Source organism: Candidatus Dechloromonas phosphoritropha, from assembly GCA_016722705.1.
In the GTDB taxonomy this organism is placed as follows: domain Bacteria; phylum Pseudomonadota; class Gammaproteobacteria; order Burkholderiales; family Rhodocyclaceae; genus Azonexus; species Azonexus phosphoritrophus.
Genome location: JADKGN010000001.1, coordinates 198,870 through 219,403, shown reverse-complemented (window position 1 = coordinate 219,403; position 20,534 = coordinate 198,870). Strand labels below are relative to the sequence as shown.

Annotated in this window: 16 protein-coding genes and 1 pseudogene; 3 read left to right on the top strand and 14 right to left on the bottom strand. The window is 61.8% G+C overall.

Features of this window, described 5'->3' with window-relative positions; genetic code table 11:
- Nucleotide 1: 1 nt before the first annotated feature.
- Nucleotides 2-1,218 (bottom strand): annotated as a pseudogene (locus tag IPP03_01035) (IS256 family transposase).
- A gap of 104 nt (nucleotides 1,219-1,322) precedes the next feature.
- Between IPP03_01035 and IPP03_01030 the strand changes: the two are divergent.
- The gene (locus IPP03_01030) at nucleotides 1,323-1,598 is read left to right on the top strand and encodes a transposase (GenBank protein MBL0351349.1); all 276 of its coding nucleotides are present in this window, start codon (nucleotides 1,323-1,325) and stop codon (nucleotides 1,596-1,598) included.
- 8 nt (nucleotides 1,599-1,606) lie between these two features.
- On the opposite strand, the gene IPP03_01025 is transcribed toward IPP03_01030, so the two are convergent.
- From IPP03_01025 to IPP03_01005, 5 genes are all read right to left on the bottom strand, one after another.
- Nucleotides 1,607-2,047, bottom strand: coding sequence for a hypothetical protein (locus IPP03_01025; GenBank protein MBL0351348.1), 441 nt, complete (start codon nucleotides 2,045-2,047; stop codon nucleotides 1,607-1,609).
- Between the two features lie 157 nt (nucleotides 2,048-2,204).
- Nucleotides 2,205-4,046, bottom strand: coding sequence for a translational GTPase TypA (gene typA / locus IPP03_01020; GenBank protein MBL0351347.1), 1,842 nt, complete (start codon nucleotides 4,044-4,046; stop codon nucleotides 2,205-2,207).
- Nucleotides 4,047-4,148: 102 nt separating this feature from the next.
- Entirely contained in the window at nucleotides 4,149-5,255 is a 1,107-nt protein-coding gene (locus IPP03_01015; protein ID MBL0351346.1) for an NAD(P)/FAD-dependent oxidoreductase, read from the bottom strand.
- A gap of 219 nt (nucleotides 5,256-5,474) precedes the next feature.
- Nucleotides 5,475-5,744 carry a hypothetical protein gene (locus IPP03_01010; protein ID MBL0351345.1) on the bottom strand — a complete coding sequence of 90 codons (270 nt, stop codon included), beginning with the start codon at nucleotides 5,742-5,744 and terminating at the stop codon, nucleotides 5,475-5,477.
- Nucleotides 5,722-6,015, bottom strand: a complete 294-nt coding sequence (locus tag IPP03_01005) for a transposase (protein ID MBL0351344.1) — start codon at nucleotides 6,013-6,015, stop codon at nucleotides 5,722-5,724. The genes IPP03_01010 and IPP03_01005 overlap by 23 nt, the downstream gene beginning before the upstream one ends.
- Before the next feature lie 356 nt (nucleotides 6,016-6,371).
- Between IPP03_01005 and IPP03_01000 the strand changes: the two genes are divergently transcribed.
- Nucleotides 6,372-6,995, top strand: coding sequence for an alternative oxidase (locus IPP03_01000; GenBank protein MBL0351343.1), 624 nt, complete (start codon nucleotides 6,372-6,374; stop codon nucleotides 6,993-6,995).
- 33 nt (nucleotides 6,996-7,028) lie between these two features.
- On the opposite strand, the gene IPP03_00995 is transcribed toward IPP03_01000, so the two are convergent.
- The 8 genes from IPP03_00995 to IPP03_00960 form a co-directional block, all read right to left on the bottom strand.
- Nucleotides 7,029-7,427, bottom strand: coding sequence for a group II truncated hemoglobin (locus IPP03_00995; protein MBL0351342.1), 399 nt, complete (start codon nucleotides 7,425-7,427; stop codon nucleotides 7,029-7,031).
- An 80-nt stretch (nucleotides 7,428-7,507) separates the two neighbouring features.
- Nucleotides 7,508-8,605: a GGDEF domain-containing protein gene (locus IPP03_00990; GenBank protein ID MBL0351341.1), complete on the bottom strand. Its 1,098-nt coding sequence runs from the start codon at nucleotides 8,603-8,605 to the stop codon at nucleotides 7,508-7,510.
- 183 nt (nucleotides 8,606-8,788) lie between these two features.
- Complete coding sequence (locus IPP03_00985; protein MBL0351340.1) at nucleotides 8,789-10,948, bottom strand: YgiQ family radical SAM protein; 2,160 nt, start codon at nucleotides 10,946-10,948, stop codon at nucleotides 8,789-8,791.
- Nucleotides 10,949-11,068: 120 nt separating this feature from the next.
- Nucleotides 11,069-13,555, bottom strand: coding sequence for an FtsX-like permease family protein (locus tag IPP03_00980; GenBank protein MBL0351339.1), 2,487 nt, complete (start codon nucleotides 13,553-13,555; stop codon nucleotides 11,069-11,071).
- Entirely contained in the window at nucleotides 13,552-15,642 is a 2,091-nt protein-coding gene (locus IPP03_00975; protein ID MBL0351338.1) for an EAL domain-containing protein, read from the bottom strand. The genes IPP03_00980 and IPP03_00975 overlap by 4 nt, the downstream gene beginning before the upstream one ends.
- A gap of 27 nt (nucleotides 15,643-15,669) precedes the next feature.
- Nucleotides 15,670-17,028 (bottom strand): DNA repair protein RadA, encoded by a 1,359-nt coding sequence (radA, locus tag IPP03_00970; GenBank protein ID MBL0351337.1) that lies wholly within the window; start codon nucleotides 17,026-17,028, stop codon nucleotides 15,670-15,672.
- 57 nt (nucleotides 17,029-17,085) lie between these two features.
- The gene (gene alr, locus IPP03_00965) at nucleotides 17,086-18,177 is read right to left on the bottom strand and encodes an alanine racemase (GenBank protein MBL0351336.1); all 1,092 of its coding nucleotides are present in this window, start codon (nucleotides 18,175-18,177) and stop codon (nucleotides 17,086-17,088) included.
- Nucleotides 18,174-19,076 (bottom strand): LysR family transcriptional regulator, encoded by a 903-nt coding sequence (locus IPP03_00960; protein MBL0351335.1) that lies wholly within the window; start codon nucleotides 19,074-19,076, stop codon nucleotides 18,174-18,176. Before IPP03_00960 ends, alr begins: the two co-directional genes overlap by 4 nt.
- A 187-nt stretch (nucleotides 19,077-19,263) precedes the next feature.
- Between IPP03_00960 and lplT the strand changes: the two genes are divergently transcribed.
- Nucleotides 19,264-20,529, top strand: coding sequence for a lysophospholipid transporter LplT (gene lplT / locus IPP03_00955; protein ID MBL0351334.1), 1,266 nt, complete (start codon nucleotides 19,264-19,266; stop codon nucleotides 20,527-20,529).
- The last annotated feature ends 5 nt before the right edge of the window (nucleotides 20,530-20,534 follow it).

Here is a 20,534-nt window from a genome sequence, read left to right as displayed (position 1 = left end):
TTCAGCTAGCGAGGGCAACAACGTTGTTGCCCTCGCTAGCTGCGGCGCGGGAAGCCGCCCACTCCTTGAATTCATCCATGTCGAGGTACTTCCGTTCCTGCCAAGCCTCGTTCTGTTCGGCCAGCAGAGCGCCGATCAGGCGCAAGGCTGACTCGTCGTTGGGGAAGATGCGGATCACGCGCTCCCGCCGGCGAATTTCCTCGTTGAGCCGCTCCTGCATGTTCGTTGTGCGTAGCCGCTTGCGATACTTCTCGGGCAAGACCATTACCGCCATGGCATCCTCGAATCCTGCTTCGAGGCAGGCCACCGCTTTGGGGGCGCTCTTGGCGAAGCGCTCGGTGAATTCCGCCAGGCGGCGCTTGGCCTCGACCAAATCGGGCGCCTGCAGCACGAGCTTGACGGCAGCTGCCACCTCGGCGCGGTGGCGGGTGTTGCATTGGCCCAGAATGTTGCGCATCAGATGCACCTGACAGCGTTGCCAGCTGGCCCCTGAAAGTGCCGCGCTGCCGCTTCACGCAGGCCGCCGTGGTCGTCCGAGATGATGAACTGCGTGCCCTTGAGGCCGCGCCCTCTGAGCCAGCGGAAGGTCTCGTCCCAGGTGGCGAAGCTCTCGGTGTCGCCGATCCGCACGCCCAGAATCTCCCGGAAGCCATCGGAGCGGATGCCTGAGACGGTCAGCACGGCACGCGAAACCACACGATCTTCTTGCCGACTCTTGATGAACAGGGCATCGACCAGCACGAAGGGATACTCGCCGTCCAGCCGCCGTTCGTTGAACGCGCTGACCCGCGGTTCCAGTCCGGCGCACAGTGCGCTCACCATCGATTTGGAGAAGCTGGCGCCGCACAGCTCTTCGGTGATCGCCGAGACCTTGCGCGTCGAGACACCGTGCACGACCATTTCCATGAGCGCCAGAACGAAGGCCTGCTCGCTCCGCTGGTAGCGCTTGAAGATGTCCGTCGAAAAGCTGCCGTCCCGCGTCTGCGGCACCAGCAGCGTCACCGGCCCAATCCGCGTGTAAAGGGTGCGTGGCCGGTAGCCGTTGCGATAGCCGGCCCGTTCGTCCGTGCGCTCGTGCCGCGTCGCCCCCAGCGTTTCCGTCACCTGCGCCTCCAGTACTTGATTGAGCACCGCTTCCACCAGTTTCGCCAGCCCGTCCTGCCCGTTTAAAAGCCCTGGCAGCAAGTCCGTTCCTACGCTAACCTCATACCCAGTCATCGCTTCTCTCCTTCGGTTATCGATCGTCTCGCAACGTCAGTTTACCGAATCGAAGCGGTGGCTACCTGCCACCCGATTTACAGCAGTTTAGGGACTCAATCGTCATGGTCCTTGACGGTGCGGGCTGGCATGCCAGCCAAGCACTCAGAACACCCGAAAACATACACCTGCTACCGTTGCCTCCCTATGCCCCTGAACTCAACCCGGTCGAGCATCTCTGGGATGAACTGCGCGAGAATTTCTTCCACAACCTGGCCTTCGATAGCATCGATGCACTTGAAGATCAACTCGAATCGAGCCTCAAAACCCTTGAATCAGAGCACCAGCGTGTCCGCTCAATCGTACACTGGCCGTGGATAGTTAATGCATTAACGAATTAGAAACGGAATTAGGCGCCACCTTTGACCTCAATCACCGCAAGCGGCTTCTGTTTCGTGGTCGCGAAGTCGCCGCTGACGCCGTCACCGAACAGGACGACATCTACCCGGTTGCCCGACAGCATCTGTTCGCGCGCAATCCGTAATGGCGAAATTCCCGTCTTGGTCATTTGGTGGTGAATGATCGCGTGGATGACATCTTCCTTGCCGCAAAAAAGAGAGGCGTCAGCGAAAACGGCTGCGAGCAGGTCGTTGGTGATGGTCATTTGTGTCCCCTTGTGGTTGCTGATGCCTTGCCGAAGAATTGCGGCGCATCGGATAGGACGAATCATGGAGCGCCAAACGAGAATGCTAGAGGAGAAGTACCGGAGTTTTGGATACGGGAATTCCGGAGACAGAACAACGACCATCACCAGCGAAGCCTTCACCGCGCTGCTGATGATGACAATCACCAGCAACCTGCATCACTGCCAAGACCCCGCTGAATCAGTGGTGCCTTTTTCACAACTGAAATGCCACGTCTTCCAATGTGGATCGGAGTAATTCACCGACTACAGCAAAAAGCGACCCGCAGGTCGCCTTTTTTCGTCTTGCGCCTGTCCGCTATTGCTACATGCCGCGCTGCGACCGCTTGCGCTCGATCTCGGTCAGCAGACGCTTGCGCATGCGAATCGATTTCGGCGTCAGCTCAACGAGTTCGTCATCGGCAATGAACTCGATCGCCGACTCCAGGCTGACTTGAACCGCTGGCACCAGGCGCACGGCTTCGTCCGTACTGGAAGTGCGAATGTTGGTCAACTGCTTACCCTTGATCGGGTTAACCACGAGGTCATTTTCACGGCTGTGGATACCGATGATCATGCCTTCATACAGCTTGTCGCCCGGGACAACAAACATGCGGCCGCGATCCTGCAGCTTCCACAGCGCGTAAGCAACGGCGTCGCCGTTATCCTGGGAAATCAGCACGCCATTGCGCCGCTCTCCAACGCTGCCTTCGCGACAGGGGGCGTATTCATCAAAAACGTGGCTCATCAGGCCGGTACCACGCGTCAGGTTCATAAATTCACCCTGGAAGCCGATCAGGCCACGGGCCGAGATGCGGTATTCGATACGCACACGGCCGCGGCCATCCGGCATCATGTCTTGCAGGTCACCCTTGCGCTGACCGAGGCTATCCATGACGCCGCCCTGATGCTGCTCCTCGACATCGACTGTCAGCATTTCGTAAGGCTCGCAGACGACGCCATTGATGGTTCTCTTGACTACGCGCGGCCGGCCAACCGCCAGTTCAAAGCCTTCGCGGCGCATGTTTTCAAGCAAGATACCGAGATGCAGCTCGCCACGCCCGGAAACGTCGAAAATTTCGCCGTTCGCGTTGTCATGCACGCGCAGCGCCATGTTGGTCAGCAGTTCCTTGTGCAGACGGTCGCGAATCTGCCGGCTGGTGACGAACTTGCCTTCGGTGCCGGCCAGTGGGCTGGTATTGACCATGAACTGCATTTCCAAGGTCGGCTCGTCGATCTTCAGCAGCGGCAGCGTTTCGGGATTTTCAGGGTCGGTCACGGTGCAGCCGAGCACCAGATCCTCGATTCCCGTGATCTGCACGATGTCGCCGGCGTGGCCCTCGTCGAGTTCGATCTTGCTCAAACCCCTGTAGCCGAAGACCTGGCCGACCTTGGCCTTGATCGGGGTACGCTCGTGTTCTGCCGCTTCCTCTTCGGTACCGAACATGATCAGGACCTGCTGACCGGTCTTGACGCGGCCGCGCTTGATCCGACCGATGCCAATGCGACCGACGTAGGAGGAATAATCCAGCGCCGAGATCTGGAATTGCAGCGGCGCATCGACATCGGTATCCGGCGCCGGCACATGATCCAGGACCGTCTCGAACAGCGGCTTCATGTCCTCTCGCGGCGCATCGAGATCTAGCGCGGCCCAGCCGTTGAGGGCGGAAGCGTAAACGATGGGAAAGTCCAGTTGCTCGTCGCTGGCGCCCAGCTTGTCGAAGAGGTCGAAAGTCAGGTTGACCGCGTTGTCGGGATTGGCCCCGTCGCGGTCGACCTTGTTGACGACCACGATTGGCCGTAGGCCAAGGGCCAGAGACTTCTTGGTCACGAAACGCGTCTGCGGCATCGGGCCTTCGACGGCATCGACGAGCAGCAGGACACCATCGACCATGCCCAGCACACGCTCGACCTCACCGCCGAAGTCGGCGTGCCCCGGCGTGTCGACGATGTTGATGTGGATGCCCTGATACTCGACCGAGGTATTCTTGGCGAGAATGGTGATGCCCCGTTCCTTTTCCAGGTCGTTGGAGTCCATGACGCGCTCGTCAAGATGCTGGTGGGCGGCAAAGGTGCCCGACTGGCGGAGCAGCTTGTCGACCAGCGTGGTCTTGCCGTGGTCAACGTGGGCGATGATGGCGATGTTGCGGATCGGACGATCGGACATGGGGAAGGCCTGAAAAATCAGAGGCGTAATTCTATCACCTCATGCTGCGCCGCATCATGGCGATTGCGCGAACCGCGGGATCGTCCGTCTTGGCCTTCCCCGTCAGACGGCTACCAGTTCAGCGGCGACACGCTCGGCGATCGCCAGCGACGAGGTCAACCCTGGGGACTCAATCCCAAACAGGTTGACCAGCCCGTCGATACCGTGCGTCCGCGGCCCCTGGATGATGAAATCACCAGCCGGCTCGTCTGGGCCGGTCACCTTTGGACGCACGCCGGTGTAGCCGGGGAACAGCGCACCGTCGGCGAGTTCTGGGTAGTAGCGGCGAATGGCGCCGTAGAACTTCGCCTCCAGCCCTTCCTCGAAAGCGTAGTCCGGCACCGCCGGCCAGCCGCTGACATCGGGACCGAACTTGCACTGGCCGCCGAGGTCGAGGGTGACGTGGATACCCAGCCCGGCATGGTCCGGCATCGGGTAGACGAGGTGGTTGAACGGGCTACGCCCGCCGAGCGTGAAGTAATGGCCCTTGGCGTACGCCGCCGGTGGCACGCAGGTCGCGGGGAAGCCTTCCAAGCTGCGCGCCACGCGCTGCGCCAGCAGTCCGGCCGCGTTAATCAGCGTTCGGCAGTGCAGTGCAAACGGCTCGTCCCCGCCCGTGCGCACGACAATGCCGCCATCGCCGACACTGCCGCCCGTCACCGGCGTTCGGGTGACGAGCGTTGCCCCGGCCTGCGTCGCATCAGTGAGCAACGCCAGCATCAGGCCGTGGCTGTCGATGATTCCCGTTGTTTCGGAAAACAGTCCGGCGACCGCCTTTACCGCCGGCTCGAGGCGGGCGACGTCGGCCGCCGTCAACGGCGCCAGCGTCACGCCGTTGGCCGCCGCCCGTTTGGCATAGCCGGCGAGCGTCGGCAGTTCTGACTCCTCGGTAGCGATCAGTATTTTGCCGATCCGCCGGTGGCCGATGCCGCGCTCGGCGCAGTAGCGGTAAAGCAGTTCCTTGCCGCGCAAGCACAGCGTGCCTTTCAGTGAGCCGGCCGGATAGTAGATGCCGGCGTGGATCACCTCGGAATTGCGCGCCGAGGTCTGCGTCCCGAATGCCGCCTCCGCCTCGAGGATCAGCACCTCGCGCCCTGCCAGCGCAAGCTTCCGCGCCACCGCCAGCCCGACGACGCCGGCGCCGACAACAACGGCGTCAACCATATCCATAAGAACCAATCTCGTAACCGCCCCCGCAATCCCAACTCGGAAAACTGCCACATTCCCGCCACATGAACCCAACTGGCATGCAGATATCAACGCCCTAAACAGTTCCGATATCTTGAATGGGCAACATCTGCATTTTGGGAACCTGACCCTGAAGGTGAGATACTACCACCTGAGATTGCACCGAATCAGTGCATGAGTCTCACCCCATGGTAATCGCATTTAGCCTCGCTGGGAAAGGCCGAGCAATGAAGCCCGGTAATCTGGAAGACGATCAGCGGTTTTGCGGCGTGAACGCAGGCTGCGTTTGGGAAACCGGGTATCCTGCCGGGTGTACTCTTCGTCAATCAGGCGACTGTGCAGGAGATCGCTGGCATCTACCACCGGCGGCCACTGCTGCGCATAGACCGTGTCTCGGCAGACCCCTGCCAGGACGCACTGCTCAACTACGGCGACCGCCTCCCCTGGATCAATCCACCCTTGGCGTAGCACGACAGGCTGATCCCAGACTTTTTTTGAGCCAGTCGAGTTCCATCTTCAGCTTGCCGATCTCGCTGTACAAGCGCTCTGGCTCCCGGTGCGCGGCCATCGGCTTGGGGCCCCGCTTGCCTTCAAACAGCGCCTTGGCCTGCTCCTGGATCGCCTTCTTCCACTGCCCAACCTGCACGGGATGAACACCGTACTCCAGGCCAATCTCGTTAATCGTCTTCGTCCCTCGCACAGCCTCCAGACCAACCTTCGCCTTGAACTCTGCTGTGTGCACCTTCCGCGTCTTCGTTTCGCTTCATCGCTTCTTGCTCCCTCGGCTGAAGCACAGCTTAAACCACTGTCTGAATGTCGGGGACTACTATAGAAGTTCTGCAGCAGCTTCGGGCGGATGCCCTCCTCTGTGCCGACATCCTCGATCGCCAGGACCACTTGGGGCGCTCCCGAAGTAGGTATTCTTGGCGCTTCCCCCAAGGTTTCACCGATTTTCCGCGCAAGATGACCGGGTGAGGCATCACCCGTTATCATTCGATACCGAGCCACAGGCCTATCGGATTTTCCCCGGCCGGTTTGACTCACCCTGCTCCTTTCGTCTGATCGGGGCTACCCTTGGCAAGCCACTGGAATCCAGCAATGTCCATATCTCATTCGCTTGAGCAACATCAGCTTCCCAAATGTTTTGGTGATCGTGCCGCCTTTAGATTTGTAAAGTTTCTCCGCTTTTTCGCGGACACCTTCTTCGCCCGGCGTTATGGTCACCGTGCGGTTGTTCTGGAAACGGTCGCCGCCGTGCCAGGCATGGTCGGCGGCACGCTTCAGCACTTGCGGGCGTTACGGCGCATCGAAAGCGATCACGGCTGGATTCGCACACTTCTCGACGAAGCCGAGAACGAACGCATGCACTTGATGACCTTCATCGAAATTGCCCAGCCGTCACGCCTCGAACGCCTGCTGATTGTGCTGGTGCAAGGCGTCTTCTATAATTTCTTCTTCCTGCTTTACCTGGTTTCGTCGCGCACCGCGCACCGCGTCGTCGGCTACCTGGAAGAGGAAGCGGTTTACAGCTATACCGAATACTTGACAGCCGTCGACAACGGCACCTACGCCAATGTTCCGGCGCCAAAAATAGCCATCGACTACTGGAACTTGCCTGCCGACTCGCGCTTGCGCGACATCATCGTTGTCGTGCGCGCCGATGAGGCGGATCATCGCGATGTGAATCACCGGTTCGCTGACGAACTGTCCGAACACCATTGATCCGGCGACGGCCGATGTAGGCTTCTCGCTGTTTCAGCCCTGCTTGTTGCGCATGAAGTCAGCGGTCTTGAAGAAGTTTTCCAGCAGTTTGGCACGAACGCCTTCCTCGATGCCAACCTCGTCCATCGCCAGCACCATGCAGGCGACCCACTGGTCGCGCTCGCGGGTGCCGATCGCGAACGGCGAATGACGGGCGCGTAGACGCGGATGACCGAATTTCTCGACGAACAGGTCGGGGCCACCCAGCCAGCCGGAAAGAAACATGTAGAGTTTGTCGCGCGAGCCTTCGAGGTCGGCCGGATGCATGGCGCGCAATTCGGCGAACTGCGGCATGGTGTCCATCAGTTCGTAAAAACGGTCACAGAGCTTGCCGACGACGGCATCGCCGCCGATCTTATCGTAGGTGGTCGCTGGGATGGCCGGTACGGTCATGGCGGGAATACGCAAAAGTAAAGTGGGGAGTTTATCCGAGGCCATCCGGCTTGCCGAGTGCCGCCTGCGGCGCGAGCGATTCAGACTTGGGCTGAATCGCAGCTGGCATGCAGGATGCCACCACCACCTAGTTCTGCCTTGCTGCGATACATAGCCTTGTCGACCGAGGCAATAACGGATTCGAGGTCGCTGCCATCGAGCGGATAGTGCCCCAAGCCAATCGAGACATTGAAATCGATTTGGTTGTCCCGCGCCCATTCGTTGATTGCTCGACGGATGCGCTGGGCGACGACCTCGCCACCTTCAGGCAAGGTATTTGGCAGAATGAGCAGGAATTCGTCACCGCCGTAGCGCGCCACCACATCGAGAGTGCGGACACTTTCAAGGATGCTTTCGGCGACAGCGACTAGCACACGGTCGCCGACGTGATGCCCATGTGTGTCATTGACAATTTTAAAGCCATCAAGATCTGCAAAAAGCACCACAGCCTCTCGCCCGTGATCTTTGGACGAGTCGAACAGTTGCATGACACGCTCGTTGAGGGCACGCCGGTTTAGCAAGCCAGTTAGTGCGTCGACATTGCGCTCGTGGGCGAGCTTGGTCCTCGCCCGCTCGATCTTGGCAGTCAACGCATAGGAATAGAGCACAATGATGGCGAAGAATACGAGGAAGAAAATGGCACTCACCGAGAACATGGTGAGGTAGTCGGGCAGGCGCAGCCAGACAATGAAGATCGATGCGCCAAAACAGCCGATGACGGCTTCACCGAAGATTTTCAGGCCGTAGCGCATCCCGTTGCCGAGGATGACCATAAGAAAGACGAGGAAGGCGGGCGTGCTAAGCGTAGCATCCGCCAAGGCGGCAAAGGTGGCCGCCGTAATGTCGACCCACATGGTCAGATGTTGCCGCCAGGAGGCATGCGGTTGACGCTTTGCATGCCACATGAAACAGAGGATTTCGATGGCGTACAGCGACATCACAATATTGACCAGCGACAGGTTGGCCCACGGACGAATCTGGGACTCGCCACCAAAATTGAAATAGGCAAAGGCCAATCCACAAAATAGTAGTCGAGTCCAGTATTGTGAGCGCTGGTCTTCCCAAGTCGGCAGATGCTGCGTGCCCCGTAGCAGAGCGCTATCGATCTTGCGGCCGTAGTTGTGGCGCCGGTCGCCCATTCGGCGATCAAGCTCACGCCTGATATCTTTTATTTCGTTTCGCATCCCCGCTCCCAACATCGTGCATCGTCAGCCCACAGCGCGAAAGCACCTGATATATGCGTCAGATATCTACCAATCGGCTTGAAAGGATTTTCACCCAAGTATCATCAGTTCTCGAGACTGCGTCAAACCTGGGTGGAATTATTTTCCCGATGGATGCTGCCGATTTTGGCGAATCGGGCGCTTTACCGGGCCATTTCGGCGAATTGCGGGATTCGTCAGGGCAGCGCCGGTACCGGCCGGCTGCCAGGCTGGAATCAGTTGTTTCTTGCCGTTGCCGATCAGGTCGGAGCGCCCCATTTCCTTCAAGGCTTCGCGCAGCAGGGGCCAGTTGGCCGGGTCGTGGTAGCGCAGAAAAGCCTTGTGCAGTTTGCGCTGGCGGCCGTTACGCACGGTGCCGACCTGTTCGCTGGTACGTGACAGCTTGCGCAGCGGGTTGCGCTCCGTATGATACATCGTCGTCGCCAGGGCCATCGGCGTCGGCAGGAAGGTTTGCACCTGGTCGAGGCGGAAATTGTTTTTCTTCAGCCAGAGCGCCAGATTCATCATGTCTTCATCCTGCGTCCCGGGGTGGGCGGCGATGAAGTACGGGATCAGGTACTGCTCCTTGCCTGCTTCGCGCGAAAAGCGGTCGAACAATTGCTTAAAGCGGTCGTAGGCACCCATGCCCGGCTTCATCATCTTCGACAGTGGGCCTTCCTCGGTATGCTCGGGAGCGATCTTGAGGTAGCCGCCGACGTGGTGGGTGACCAGTTCCTTGATGTACTCGGGCGAACGCACGGCGAGGTCGTAGCGCAGACCAGAGCTGACCAGCACCTTCTTGACGCCTTTCAGGGTGCGCGCTTTGCGGTACAACGAGATCAGTGGTGAATGGTCGGTGCCGAGGTTTTCGCAGATGTCCGGGTAAACGCAGGACAACCGGCGACAGGCCGACTCGATCTTCTCGTCCTTGCACTTGAGGTGATACATGTTGGCGGTCGGTCCGCCGAGATCGGAAACGATGCCGGTGAAGCCCGGCGTCTTGTCGCGCATTTCCTCGATTTCGCGGATCACGGAGTCCTCGGAACGGCTCTGGATGATGCGCCCTTCATGCTCGGTGATCGAGCAGAAGGTGCAGCCACCGAAGCAGCCACGCATGATGTTGACCGAGAAACGGATCATTTCCCAAGCTGGAATCTTTGCCTCGCCATAGGCCGGATGCGGACGGCGGGCGTAGGGCAATTCGTAGACCTGGTCGAGTTCCTCGGTGGTCAGCGGAATCGGTGGCGGATTGAGCCATACCTCGCGTTCGCCGTGCGCCTGCACCAGCGCCCGCGCGTTGCCGGGGTTCGATTCGAGGTGGAAGGTGCGCGAGGCATGGGCGTAGAGCACCGGGTCGTCGCGTACCTGCTCGTAGGACGGCAGGCGAACCACGGTATGAGCGCGCTTCTCCTTGAGCGTCGCCAAGCGTTCGGCGCGCGAGACGATACGCACGGCGTGTTCGCCAGTAGTGCCTGGTGCGGTCGACGGCGAATTTGGCTCATTTCCCATTGCATACGGGTCGGTATGCTTGACCAGCGGCCCCGGCGTATCGACCGAGGTCGAATCGACCGCTTCCCAATCAGCGGCGGGTAGCCAGCCGTGCGGCGCCATAAAGGCGGTGCCGCGCAGGTCGCGGATTTCGGATATTTTCTCGCCCTTGGCCAGACGATGCGCCAGTTCGACGATGGCCCGCTCGGCGTTGCCGAAGACCAGCAGATCGGCCTTTGAATCGGGCAGCACCGCACGCCGCACCTTGTCTGACCAGTAGTCGTAGTGGGCAATACGGCGCAGGCTGGCCTCGATCGAGCCAATCACCACGTTACTGCCGGGAAAGGCTTCGCGGCAACGCTGGGCATAGACGGTGACGGCCCGGTCCGGACGCTTGTTCGGCTCGGCATTGGCCGTGTAGGCATCGTCGGAGCGTGTCTTGCGATCCGAGGTGTAGCGGTTGACCATCGAATCCATGTTGCCGGCGGTGACACCATAGAACAGGTTGGGTTTGCCCAGCTTCCTGAAGTCGACCGCTGAATTCCAGTCCGGCTGGCTGATGATGCCGACCCGGAAGCCCTGCGCTTCGAGTAGCCGCCCGATCAACGCCATGCCAAAGCTGGGATGGTCGATATAGGCATCGCCGGTGATCAGAACGATGTCGCATGAATCCCAGCCGAGCGCTTCCATCTCGCCGCGTGACATGGGCAGGAAGGGGGCAGTGCCGAAGCGTTGCGCCCAGAATTTGCGATGGCCGAACAGCGGTCGGGTGATTTGTGCAATTGATTCCATGGCCCATTTTACCTGAGACGAGCTAGCGGCCGGGCTGTTACCTGACCCGCGCGCCGTCCAAGCTCGAACCGTTGATTCCACTTTGCGCCGCGCCAATGCGGGACGGCGCCGCGGATACCTTCAGGTACCGGAGCGCAACGCCAGCAGTGGCGGCGTTCCGAGCAACTGGCGCACCGCCAGCCAGCCGATACCAACCGACAGGGCGATCCCGGAGACCGCCGCCAGCGGCAGCAGCCACACGTTAAAGGGCATGTCGAGCTGGAAGACGTTGCGTGCCAGCAACTGTCCGACCAGCGCCGCCCCGGCCCCGGCGATGATGCCGGCAATCGCGCCGACCACCGCCAGCTCGGCGAGCAGCGACTGGCGCAAGCGGGCGCGATCGGCGCCGAGCGCGCGCATTACCGACAACTCGTAGCGCCGTTCGTCGAATGCCGTGAGCAATGCCGAGGTCAGCACGATCGCTCCGGCCACCAGGGAAAACAGGAAGATCAGCTGTACCGCCCGGACAACCTGGCCCATGACCGTCTGGATCTGGGCGAGGATGGCGGCGACATCGATCAGTGTCAGGTTGGGAAATTGCGCCACCAGCTTGCGCAACAGCGCCCCCTGATTCTCCGGCAGGTGAAAACTGGTGATATAGCTGGCCGGTGCGTCTTCAAGGACGCCCGGCGGAGTCAAAACGAAGAAGTTGACCCGCATCGAATCCCAGTCCAGCTTGCGCAGACTGCTGACACGCATCCGCGTTTCCCGGCCGGCGATGACGAAGATCAGTTCGTCGCCGACCGTGATCCCGAGCGTTCTCGCCAGCCCCTCCTCGACCGAGGCGAGCCCCTTGCCCCCGTCGTCGGGCGCAAACCAGTTTCCGGCCCTGATCCGGTTGCCGGGCGGCAGGTTCGCGCTCCAGGAAAGATTGAATTCACGCTCGATCAGGCCCTGCGCGCGCTCGTCTTCCGGGTAGCTGGCAGCGCTTACCATCCGCCCTCCGATGCGCATCAGCCGTCCGCGCACCATCGGCAACAGCTCGGCCGCGATTCCGCCACCTGTCAGCGCATCGGCCACCGCCTGGCGTTGATCGGGCTGGATATTGACGATGAAGCGGTTGGGCGCGTCGGCCGGCGTCGCCCTCTGCCAGACATCGAGCAATTCGCCGCGGGTCACGGTGAGCAGGAACATGGCCATCAGTCCGAGGGCCAGTGCGACGATCTGCAGCGTGCTGGTCGCCGCATGGCGTTCGAGATTGGCGAGCCCCTGCCGCCAGCCAAAGCCGCCGCCGCCGCGCAGCCGCGAGACGCCCCGGACACCAAGCCGGGCGATCAGCCAGAATGCGGCGAGCGCGCTGGCAAATCCGCCGATGGCGTAGGCGCCGAGGCGCAAATCACCGGAAACCAGCAGCAACAGGCCGGCCAGGACGAGGACTCCGAGCGCATAGCCGCCCAGCAGGAAGGGCTGCGGCGGCCCCAGTTCGCGGCGAAAAACGCGCAAGGTCGGCACCTTGCTCAACTGCAACAGCGGCGGAAAGGCAAATCCGAACAACAGCACGCCGGCAACCGCCGCACCCTGGAACAACGGCAGCCATCCCGGCAGCGGAAGATGTAGGTCGAGCAAATCCGTGAGCCATGAGACAAGGGCAAAATGGACGGCGAATCCGGCAAGGCAACCGAGTGCAGCCGCCAGCAGCGCCAGCCAGATGAAAAGACCCGAATGCAGACGAATCAGGCCGGACTGGGTGATGCCGAGGCAGCGCATCACGGCGCAGGCATCGAGATGGCGCTGCATGTAGCGGCGCGCCGCCAGCGCCACAGCCACCGCGGCCAGGATCACGGTCAACAGCGTCGCCAGTCCAAGAAAGCGCTGCGCCCGGTCGAGTACGCTGCGAATTTCTGGTCGCGCATTCCGCGTGTCCTCGAGCCGTTCGCCCCGTCCGAGTCGCGACTCGACCCAGTTGCGGAACCCCGAAACGGCGCCCGCATCGCCGGCAACCATGAAACGATAGGTCACCCGCGAACCGGTCTGTATCAGCCCGGTTCCCGGCATGTCGTCGAGATGCAACATCAGGCGCGGGGCGAGCCCGAGGAAGTTGATTCCGCGATCAGGTTCGAAAGTCAGGATGGCCGATACCGGGAACGTGCGCCGCCCGAGCTGCAGATTCTGCCCTGGCCCCGCGTCCAGCGTGCTGGCCAGGCGCTCGTCGAGCCATACCGTGCCTGGCGCTGGACCACCCTGCGTCGCCTCGCCCGCCTCGCCGGCGCGATCTGCCCGGCGCAGCATCCCGCGCAGGGGATAGGTACTGCTCACCGCCTTGATGTCCGCCAGCTGCGCCTGCCCGCCCGCCAGCACCATGCTCGGAAAACCCACCGTTTCGGCCGTTAACAGGCCACGCCGGACAGCCTCGTCGCGGATCGGCGCCGACCAAGGATGATCGGAAAGCAACAGCAGGTCGCCCCCGATGAGTTGCCGCGCTTCCTGTTCGAGCGCCAGACGCACCCGGTCGGTGAAGAAACCGACCGCCGTGACCGCGGCCACGGCGACCACCAGCGCGGCCAGCAGCAAACGGAGTTCGCCTGAACGAAGTTCGCGACCGAGCAGTCGCCAGGCGAGGCCGTTCATCCTGGCAGACTCGACCAGCGCGCGCGAAACTCGGCGGGCGCCACCGCGGATCCGTGCAGGAAGCCCTGCAGTTGATGACAGCCTGATGCTTTTAGAAACGCCGCCTGCTCGGCGGTCTCGACCCCCTCCGCAACCACCTCGAAGTCGAGACTCTGGGCGAGCGCCATGACCGAACGGATGATCGCCTCATCCTGGGGATTGCTGCCGATACCGCTCACGAACGAACGATCGATCTTGATCTGCTGCACCGGCAACATCTTCAGGTAGCTGAGCGACGAATAGCCGGTACCGAAATCGTCGAGCGCCAGGCCGATGCCGATCTTGCGCAGGCGATCGAGCAGCGAGAACGCATCATCGACGGCCATGACCACCGATTCGGTGATTTCGAGCTTGAGCCGGGAAGCCTCGATGCCGGTTTCGTCGAGAATTTCCAGAAGGGTATCGACGAACGCGGGGCGCTCGATCTGCTTGACTGAAAGGTTAACCGAAACCTGCGGCAGATCGAAGCCACTCGCCGTCCATTTCATGACCTGGTGACAGGTTTCGCGCAGAACCCAGGTGCCCAACGCGATGATGATGCCCGAATCCTCGGCCAGCGGAATGAAGCGCGCCGGAGGCACGCTGCCGAGTTCAGGGTTATCCCAGCGGACAAGCGCCTCGGCGCCGACCAGACGCCCACCCTCGGTTTCGACCTGCGGCTGCAGATGAACCGAAAGTTCGCCATTGTCCAGGGCATGGCGCAACAGCGTCTCGATCCGGATCCGCTCCTGCGCATCACGAGTCATCTCCGGCGTGTAGAAATGGTAGCGGCCACGCCCCATCGCCTTGGCGCGATACATTGCGCTGTCGGCATTGCGCAGGAGGTCGCTGACCGACGTACCATCGTTGGGGAATACGCTGATGCCCACCGAAGCCGAAAGGAAGAGTTCGTGTTCGCCGAGATGGAACGGCCGATCGAAGGCTCCGATCACTTCACGCGCCAGCATCTCGACCTCCTCGTCGGTGCGTACCGCTTCCATGACGCAGATGAACTCGTCACCACCGAATCGCGCCAGCATGTCGATCAACCGGACGTGCTCGCACAGGCCCGCGGCTACCGCAACCAGTAATTCGTCGCCGACTCCGTGGCCGAGCGAATCGTTGACCTGTTTGAACTGGTCGAGATCGATGAACAAGACCGCCAGCCGGTGATTTTTCCGGGCGGCATCAATCAGGCTGGCCTCCAGACGCTCGATGAAATAGCGGCGGTTTACCAGGCCGGTCAGCGGATCGTGGCAGGCGAGATAATTCAGCTGGCTCTCGGCCTGGCGGCGTTCGATGATCTCGCCCTCGAGCTGGCGATTGGAGCGTCGCAGTTCCTCGGTCCGCGCATCGACCTGAACTTCCAGCGTATTGCGAGCCGCCTCGATTCGCTCCGCCTGATCGTGGAGTATGCCCTGCGCCCGCCGCACCACCAGGAATTGCGCGAAGAACAACAGGGCGAAAACGGCGACGACGACCGCCGTGATCAGCCACAGCGCCTGCCGGAACGGTGTCATGAACGGCGTCACATCCTGATAGAGCTCGAACACACCCTCGACAGCCCTGCCCTCGCTGGAAATAGGCACGTAGCTCGCTAGCAGATTGATGTTCGAGCGGATGCCATCAAGGGTTTCCATGGTGTCGTGATGGCTCAGGCCGCTGGTCACCGAGCCTGCGAGCGCGGACTTGAATCCGGGACTGTCGAGCCGACTTTCCCCGATCTGTGCCGCATCGGTCGAAAAGATTGTCACCCCGAGGCGATTGTAGATCCTGACCTTGGCCACCCCCGTGCCGTCCATCAGCGCAACGACACTGGTCTGCATCTCCTGGGATTCGTCCGACGCCTCAAGCATCGAGGCATCGATGCCGACCGATGCTGCCATCAGGCCTGCCAGCGGAGCGCCAAGGGAATTCTCGATAACGCGCGCCATCGCCACATTGCGGTCTTCGGCCAGCATTGTCATCTGGCGCACCGACACCTCGCGGTACATCGTACCGAAAAGTCCGGCTGCCAGCCCGATAAGGATCAGGCTGAGCGTCGAAAAATAGCGGGAAAGGTTGAACATGTTTGGGTACCGGTACTTCCGCAGAGCTTATTCGATGTCACGCAACCGCGCCACCGCCTCCTCGACGCGGCGCACGGCAATGACTTCCATGCCGGCAATTGCCTGCTTCGGGCGATTGGCTTCGGGAATCAGCGCCCGCGTGAAGCCGAGCTTGGCGGCTTCCTTGAGGCGCTCCTGGCCACGCGGCGCCGGGCGAATCTCACCCGCCAATCCAACCTCGCCAAATACAATAAGTTTAGCTGGTAACGGTTTGTTTTTCAGGGATGATGTGATCGACAGCAGCACCGCAAGGTCGGCCGCCGGCTCGCCGATCTTGACCCCGCCGACGGCATTGACGAAGACATCCTGATCGAAGCAGACGATGCCGGCATGGCGGTGCAGCACTGCCAGCAGCATGGCCAGACGCTGCGCATCGAGGCCAACCGTCAGCCGCCGTGGGTTGCCGTGCGCGGCATCGACCAGCGCCTGAATTTCGACCAGCAAGGGACGCGTGCCCTCCTGAGTTACCATCACGCAGGAACCGGCGACATCCTGCCCGTGCTGCGACAAGAACAGTGCCGACGGGTTGTTGACCCCCTTCAGGCCCTTGTCGGTCATCGCGAAGACGCCGAGCTCGTTGACCGCGCCGAAGCGGTTCTTGACCGCGCGCACCAAGCGGAAGCTGGAATGGGTGTCGCCCTCGAAGTAAAGCACGGTATCAACGATATGTTCGAGCACCCGTGGCCCGGCCAGCGCACCGTCCTTGGTCACGTGGCCGACGAGAATGATGGTGATCCCCGACTGCTTGGCCAGCCGTGTCAGCTGGGCGGCGCATTCGCGCACCTGGGCCACCGAGCCGGGAGCGCTCGACAGCTGGTCCGACCACAGGGTCTGGATCGAGTCGATGACTGCGACATGCGGTTGCTCGGCCTGCAGCGTCGCCAGGATGCGCTCAAGGTTGATTTCCGCCATCAGCGGCAGCGCGCGGGTTTCAAGACCGAGGCGACGGGCGCGCAACGCCACCTGTTCGGCCGATTCCTCGCCGCTCACGTACAGCACCTTGTTGGTCGCCGCCAGCAGCGACAGCGCCTGCAACAGCAGCGTGCTCTTGCCGATGCCGGGATCGCCACCAATCAGGACGACGCCACCAGCCACCAAGCCACCACCAAGCGCCCGGTCGAACTCGCCGATGCCGGTGGCGATGCGTTCGGTCTCGCGCGCCTCGATTTGCGATAAGTACACCGGACGCGCGCCCAGCGCCAGCGATTCGAAGCGATGCCCGCTGGCCTTTTCGGCGACGCTCTCGACCAGCGTGTTCCATTCCGCGCAACCGGGGCACTGTCCCTGCCATTTCGGACTCGTTGCGCCACACTCGGTGCAACTGTAGATCGACTTGCTTTTTGCCATGATGGCGCGAGGATACCTTACAAGTGGCCGACCGGCGCGCGGCCGATCGGTGCGCGACTAGGCGATAGCCGTGACCGGTACCCGTGGTGCCAGCGCGCAGAACAGTTCGTAGGCGATGGTGCCGGCGGCACGCGCGACCTCGTCGGCCGGCACCTGCCCGGCTGCCCCGTTGCCCCACAAGGTGACCGGTGCCCCGATGCCGGCTTCGGGAATGTCGCTGATGTCGCACGCCAGCATGTCCATCGACACCCGGCCGACAGTTTGCGTCCGGCACCCCGCCACGGCAAGCGGCGTACCGCTCGGCGCATGGCGCGGATAACCGTCGGCGTAGCCACAGGCGACGATACCAATACGCATCGCGCGCTCGGCGACAAAAGTCCCGCCGTAGCCGACGCGGTCGCCCGACTGCAGATGCTGCACGCCGATGACTTCGCTCTCCAGCGCCATGACCGCCTGCAGCCCCAGTGCTTCGGCGCTCTGGTCGGCAAACGGACTGGAGCCGTAAAGCATGATTCCCGGCCGCACCCAGTCGCCGTAGGTTTGCGGGTAACGCAGCAGGGCCGCCGAATTGGCCAGGCTGACCGGCCCCGGCCAGCCGCCGGCCAGCTCGGAAAAACGCTGCATTTGCCCGGCGATGCCGCGGCCGCCATCCGCTTCGGCAAAATGCGTCATCAGGGTCAGGTCGAGGTGCTCGACGTCGGCCAGCATTTTCCGGGCTTTTTCGAGGTCGACCGCAACGAACCCGAGGCGATTCATGCCGGTATTGAGCTTGAGATAGATCGCCAGCGGTGCGTCGCGCGGCACCGCGGCGAGCAGCATTTCGAGTTGTTCCAGGCAATGCACGACGGTGGTCAGGCGCTGATCGACCACGGCGCGCGCATCGCTGGCGCTGAAAATGCCTTCGAGGAGCAGAATTGGCTGGCTGACCCCGGCTTCGCGCAGGGCCACGGCGTTTTCGCACTCGAGCACGGCAAAGCCATCGGCTGCCTCGCGCAAGGTCTCGACTGCCCGCCACTGGCCGTGGCCGTAGGCATCGGCCTTGATCACCGCCCACGCTTTGGCGTCCGGCGCCAGCCGCTTGGCCAGCCGGTAATTGTGCAGGAGTGCGCCACGCGAGATGCGCGCGCGGATCGGTCGCGAAGTGGTCATGCCAGGTGATCTTTCAGACGCTGGCGGGCGAACTGGACGAAGGTTGTGACCAGCCGCGAGCGAAAGCGCTCCTCGAACTGGATCAGGTAGATGTTGCGGCGTAGTGGCGGGTCGAGTGGAGTCGCCAGCAGCAGGCCAAGCCGCAGTTCCTTTTCGACGGTGGCACGCGACACGATGGCGAAGCCGAGGCCGGTCGCAACGACGGCCTTGAGCGCTTCCTGGCTGCCCAGTTCCATTTGTGTTTTCAGATCGTCGACGGTCACCTTGCACGCACGAAAGTAGTTTTCGACGATTTCCCGCGTTCCCGAGCCCGGCTCGCGCGACAGGTATTCGTAATCGGCCAGCGCGCGCGGCCCCACCTTCTTGAGTTTCGCCAGCGGATAGCCGGGCGCGCAGATGACTGTCAGTTCGTCGTCGCAGCAAACCTCGCAGGTCAGGCCGGGCAGCTTGACTGGCGCATCGATCAGTCCGACCTCGAGACTGTGATCGGCGACGCGACTGGCGATCGCTTCCGAATTGGCGACAATCAGGCGCGGCCTGGCCTGCGGGTGGCTGGCGTTGAACTCGACCAGGACCCCCGGCAGCAGGTTTTCGGCGATCGTCGTGCTGGCGCCGAGCAGGAGCAGCCCGCGCATCTCGCCGCTTATTTCAGCCAGGCGGGTATCCATTTCATCCGAGAGTTCAAGAATCCGCTCGGCATAGGACAACGCCAGATCGCCGGCCGGAGTCAGCGTGATGCCGCCATGGCGGCGCTCGAACAGGCGCGCGTTGTATTGCTCCTCGAGCTGCCGCACCTGGAACGTGACCGCCGGCTGGCTCATGAACAGGGTATCGGCCGCCCGCGTGAAGCTCAGATGCTTGGCTACGGCATGAAAGACCTGCAAGCGCCGGTCTGCCATCGGGTATCTCCTTGTCGAACGGTTCACTATTCAATCACAACCCGCCACCGGCTGACCACCAGAGAACGCTGAAACCGGCTGCAAATGGCCGGTTTCCGGGCGTCGACCGTAACCTTCGTCCACTTGTTTCGTCACCAATCCATGGTATAACCTGCGACCAAAAGCAAATAACGAGACCAGAGTTCACGTGCCTTTCGGCTTCTACATCATCATGGCCGCGCAGTTTTTTTCGGCGCTGGCCGATAACGCACTGCTGATCGCCGCCATCGCTGCCCTGCGCGAAATGAACGCGCCGACTGCCTATGAGCCGCTGCTCAAGACCTTCTTCACGGTCTCCTATGTCCTGCTCGCCGCGTTCGTCGGTGCCTTTGCCGACTCGATGCCGAAGTGGCGGGTCATGTTCATCAGCAATGCGATCAAGATTGTCGGCTGCGCCATGATGTTCTTCATGATCCATCCGCTGCTCGCCTACGCCGTTGTCGGCCTTGGCGCTGCCGCCTATTCGCCGGCCAAGTACGGCATTCTGACCGAATACCTGCCACACCGCCTGCTGGTCGTCGCCAACGGCTGGATCGAGGGGCTGACGGTCGTTGCCATCATTCTCGGCGTTGTCATCGGCGGCACACTGATCCGGCCAGATGTATCCCAAACGTTACTCGCTTTCGACTTCCCGCTGATCGACACCGGCATCAACACGACCGGTGAAATGGCGATTGCCATCGTTGGCGTTTTCTACCTGATCGCCGCGATTTTCAACCTCTATGTTCCGGATACCGGCGTCGATCACAAGCCGCTCAAGAAAAATCCGTTCTACCTGGCCCACGAATTCCATCACTGCCTTGCCCTGCTCTGGCGCGACAAACTGGGGCAGATTTCGCTGGCCGTCACGACGCTGTTCTGGGGCGCCGGCGCGACCCTGCAATTCATCGTCATCAAGTGGTCGGAAGTGGCGCTCGGCCTCGATCTCTCGAAGTCCTCGATGCTCCAGGGCGTAGTCGCCGTCGGCGTCGCGATCGGCGCCGTCGCCGCCGCCAAGTTCATTACCCTGCGCAAGTCGGTCCGCGTCATCCCGCTCGGCATCGCGATGGGCCTCATCGTCCTGATCATGAATTTCGTTCACCATGTCTGGCTGGCGGTGCCGCTGTTGATCCTCATCGGCGCCCTGTCGGGCTTCTTCGTCGTGCCGATGAACGCCCTGCTCCAGCACCGCGGGCACATCCTGATGGGCGCCGGCCACTCGATCGCCGTCCAGAATTTCAACGAAAACCTGTCCATTTTGCTCATGACCGGGCTCTACTACCTGATGATCAGTAAGAACGTCTCAATCTACATCGTCGTCACCCTGTTCGGGCTTTGCGTCAGCGGGCTGATGTACCTGATCCGCCGTCGCCATTTCGCCAACCAGCGCGAAAACGACGACGTTCGCCACCTCGACGATAGCGCCCACCACTAGGCAGG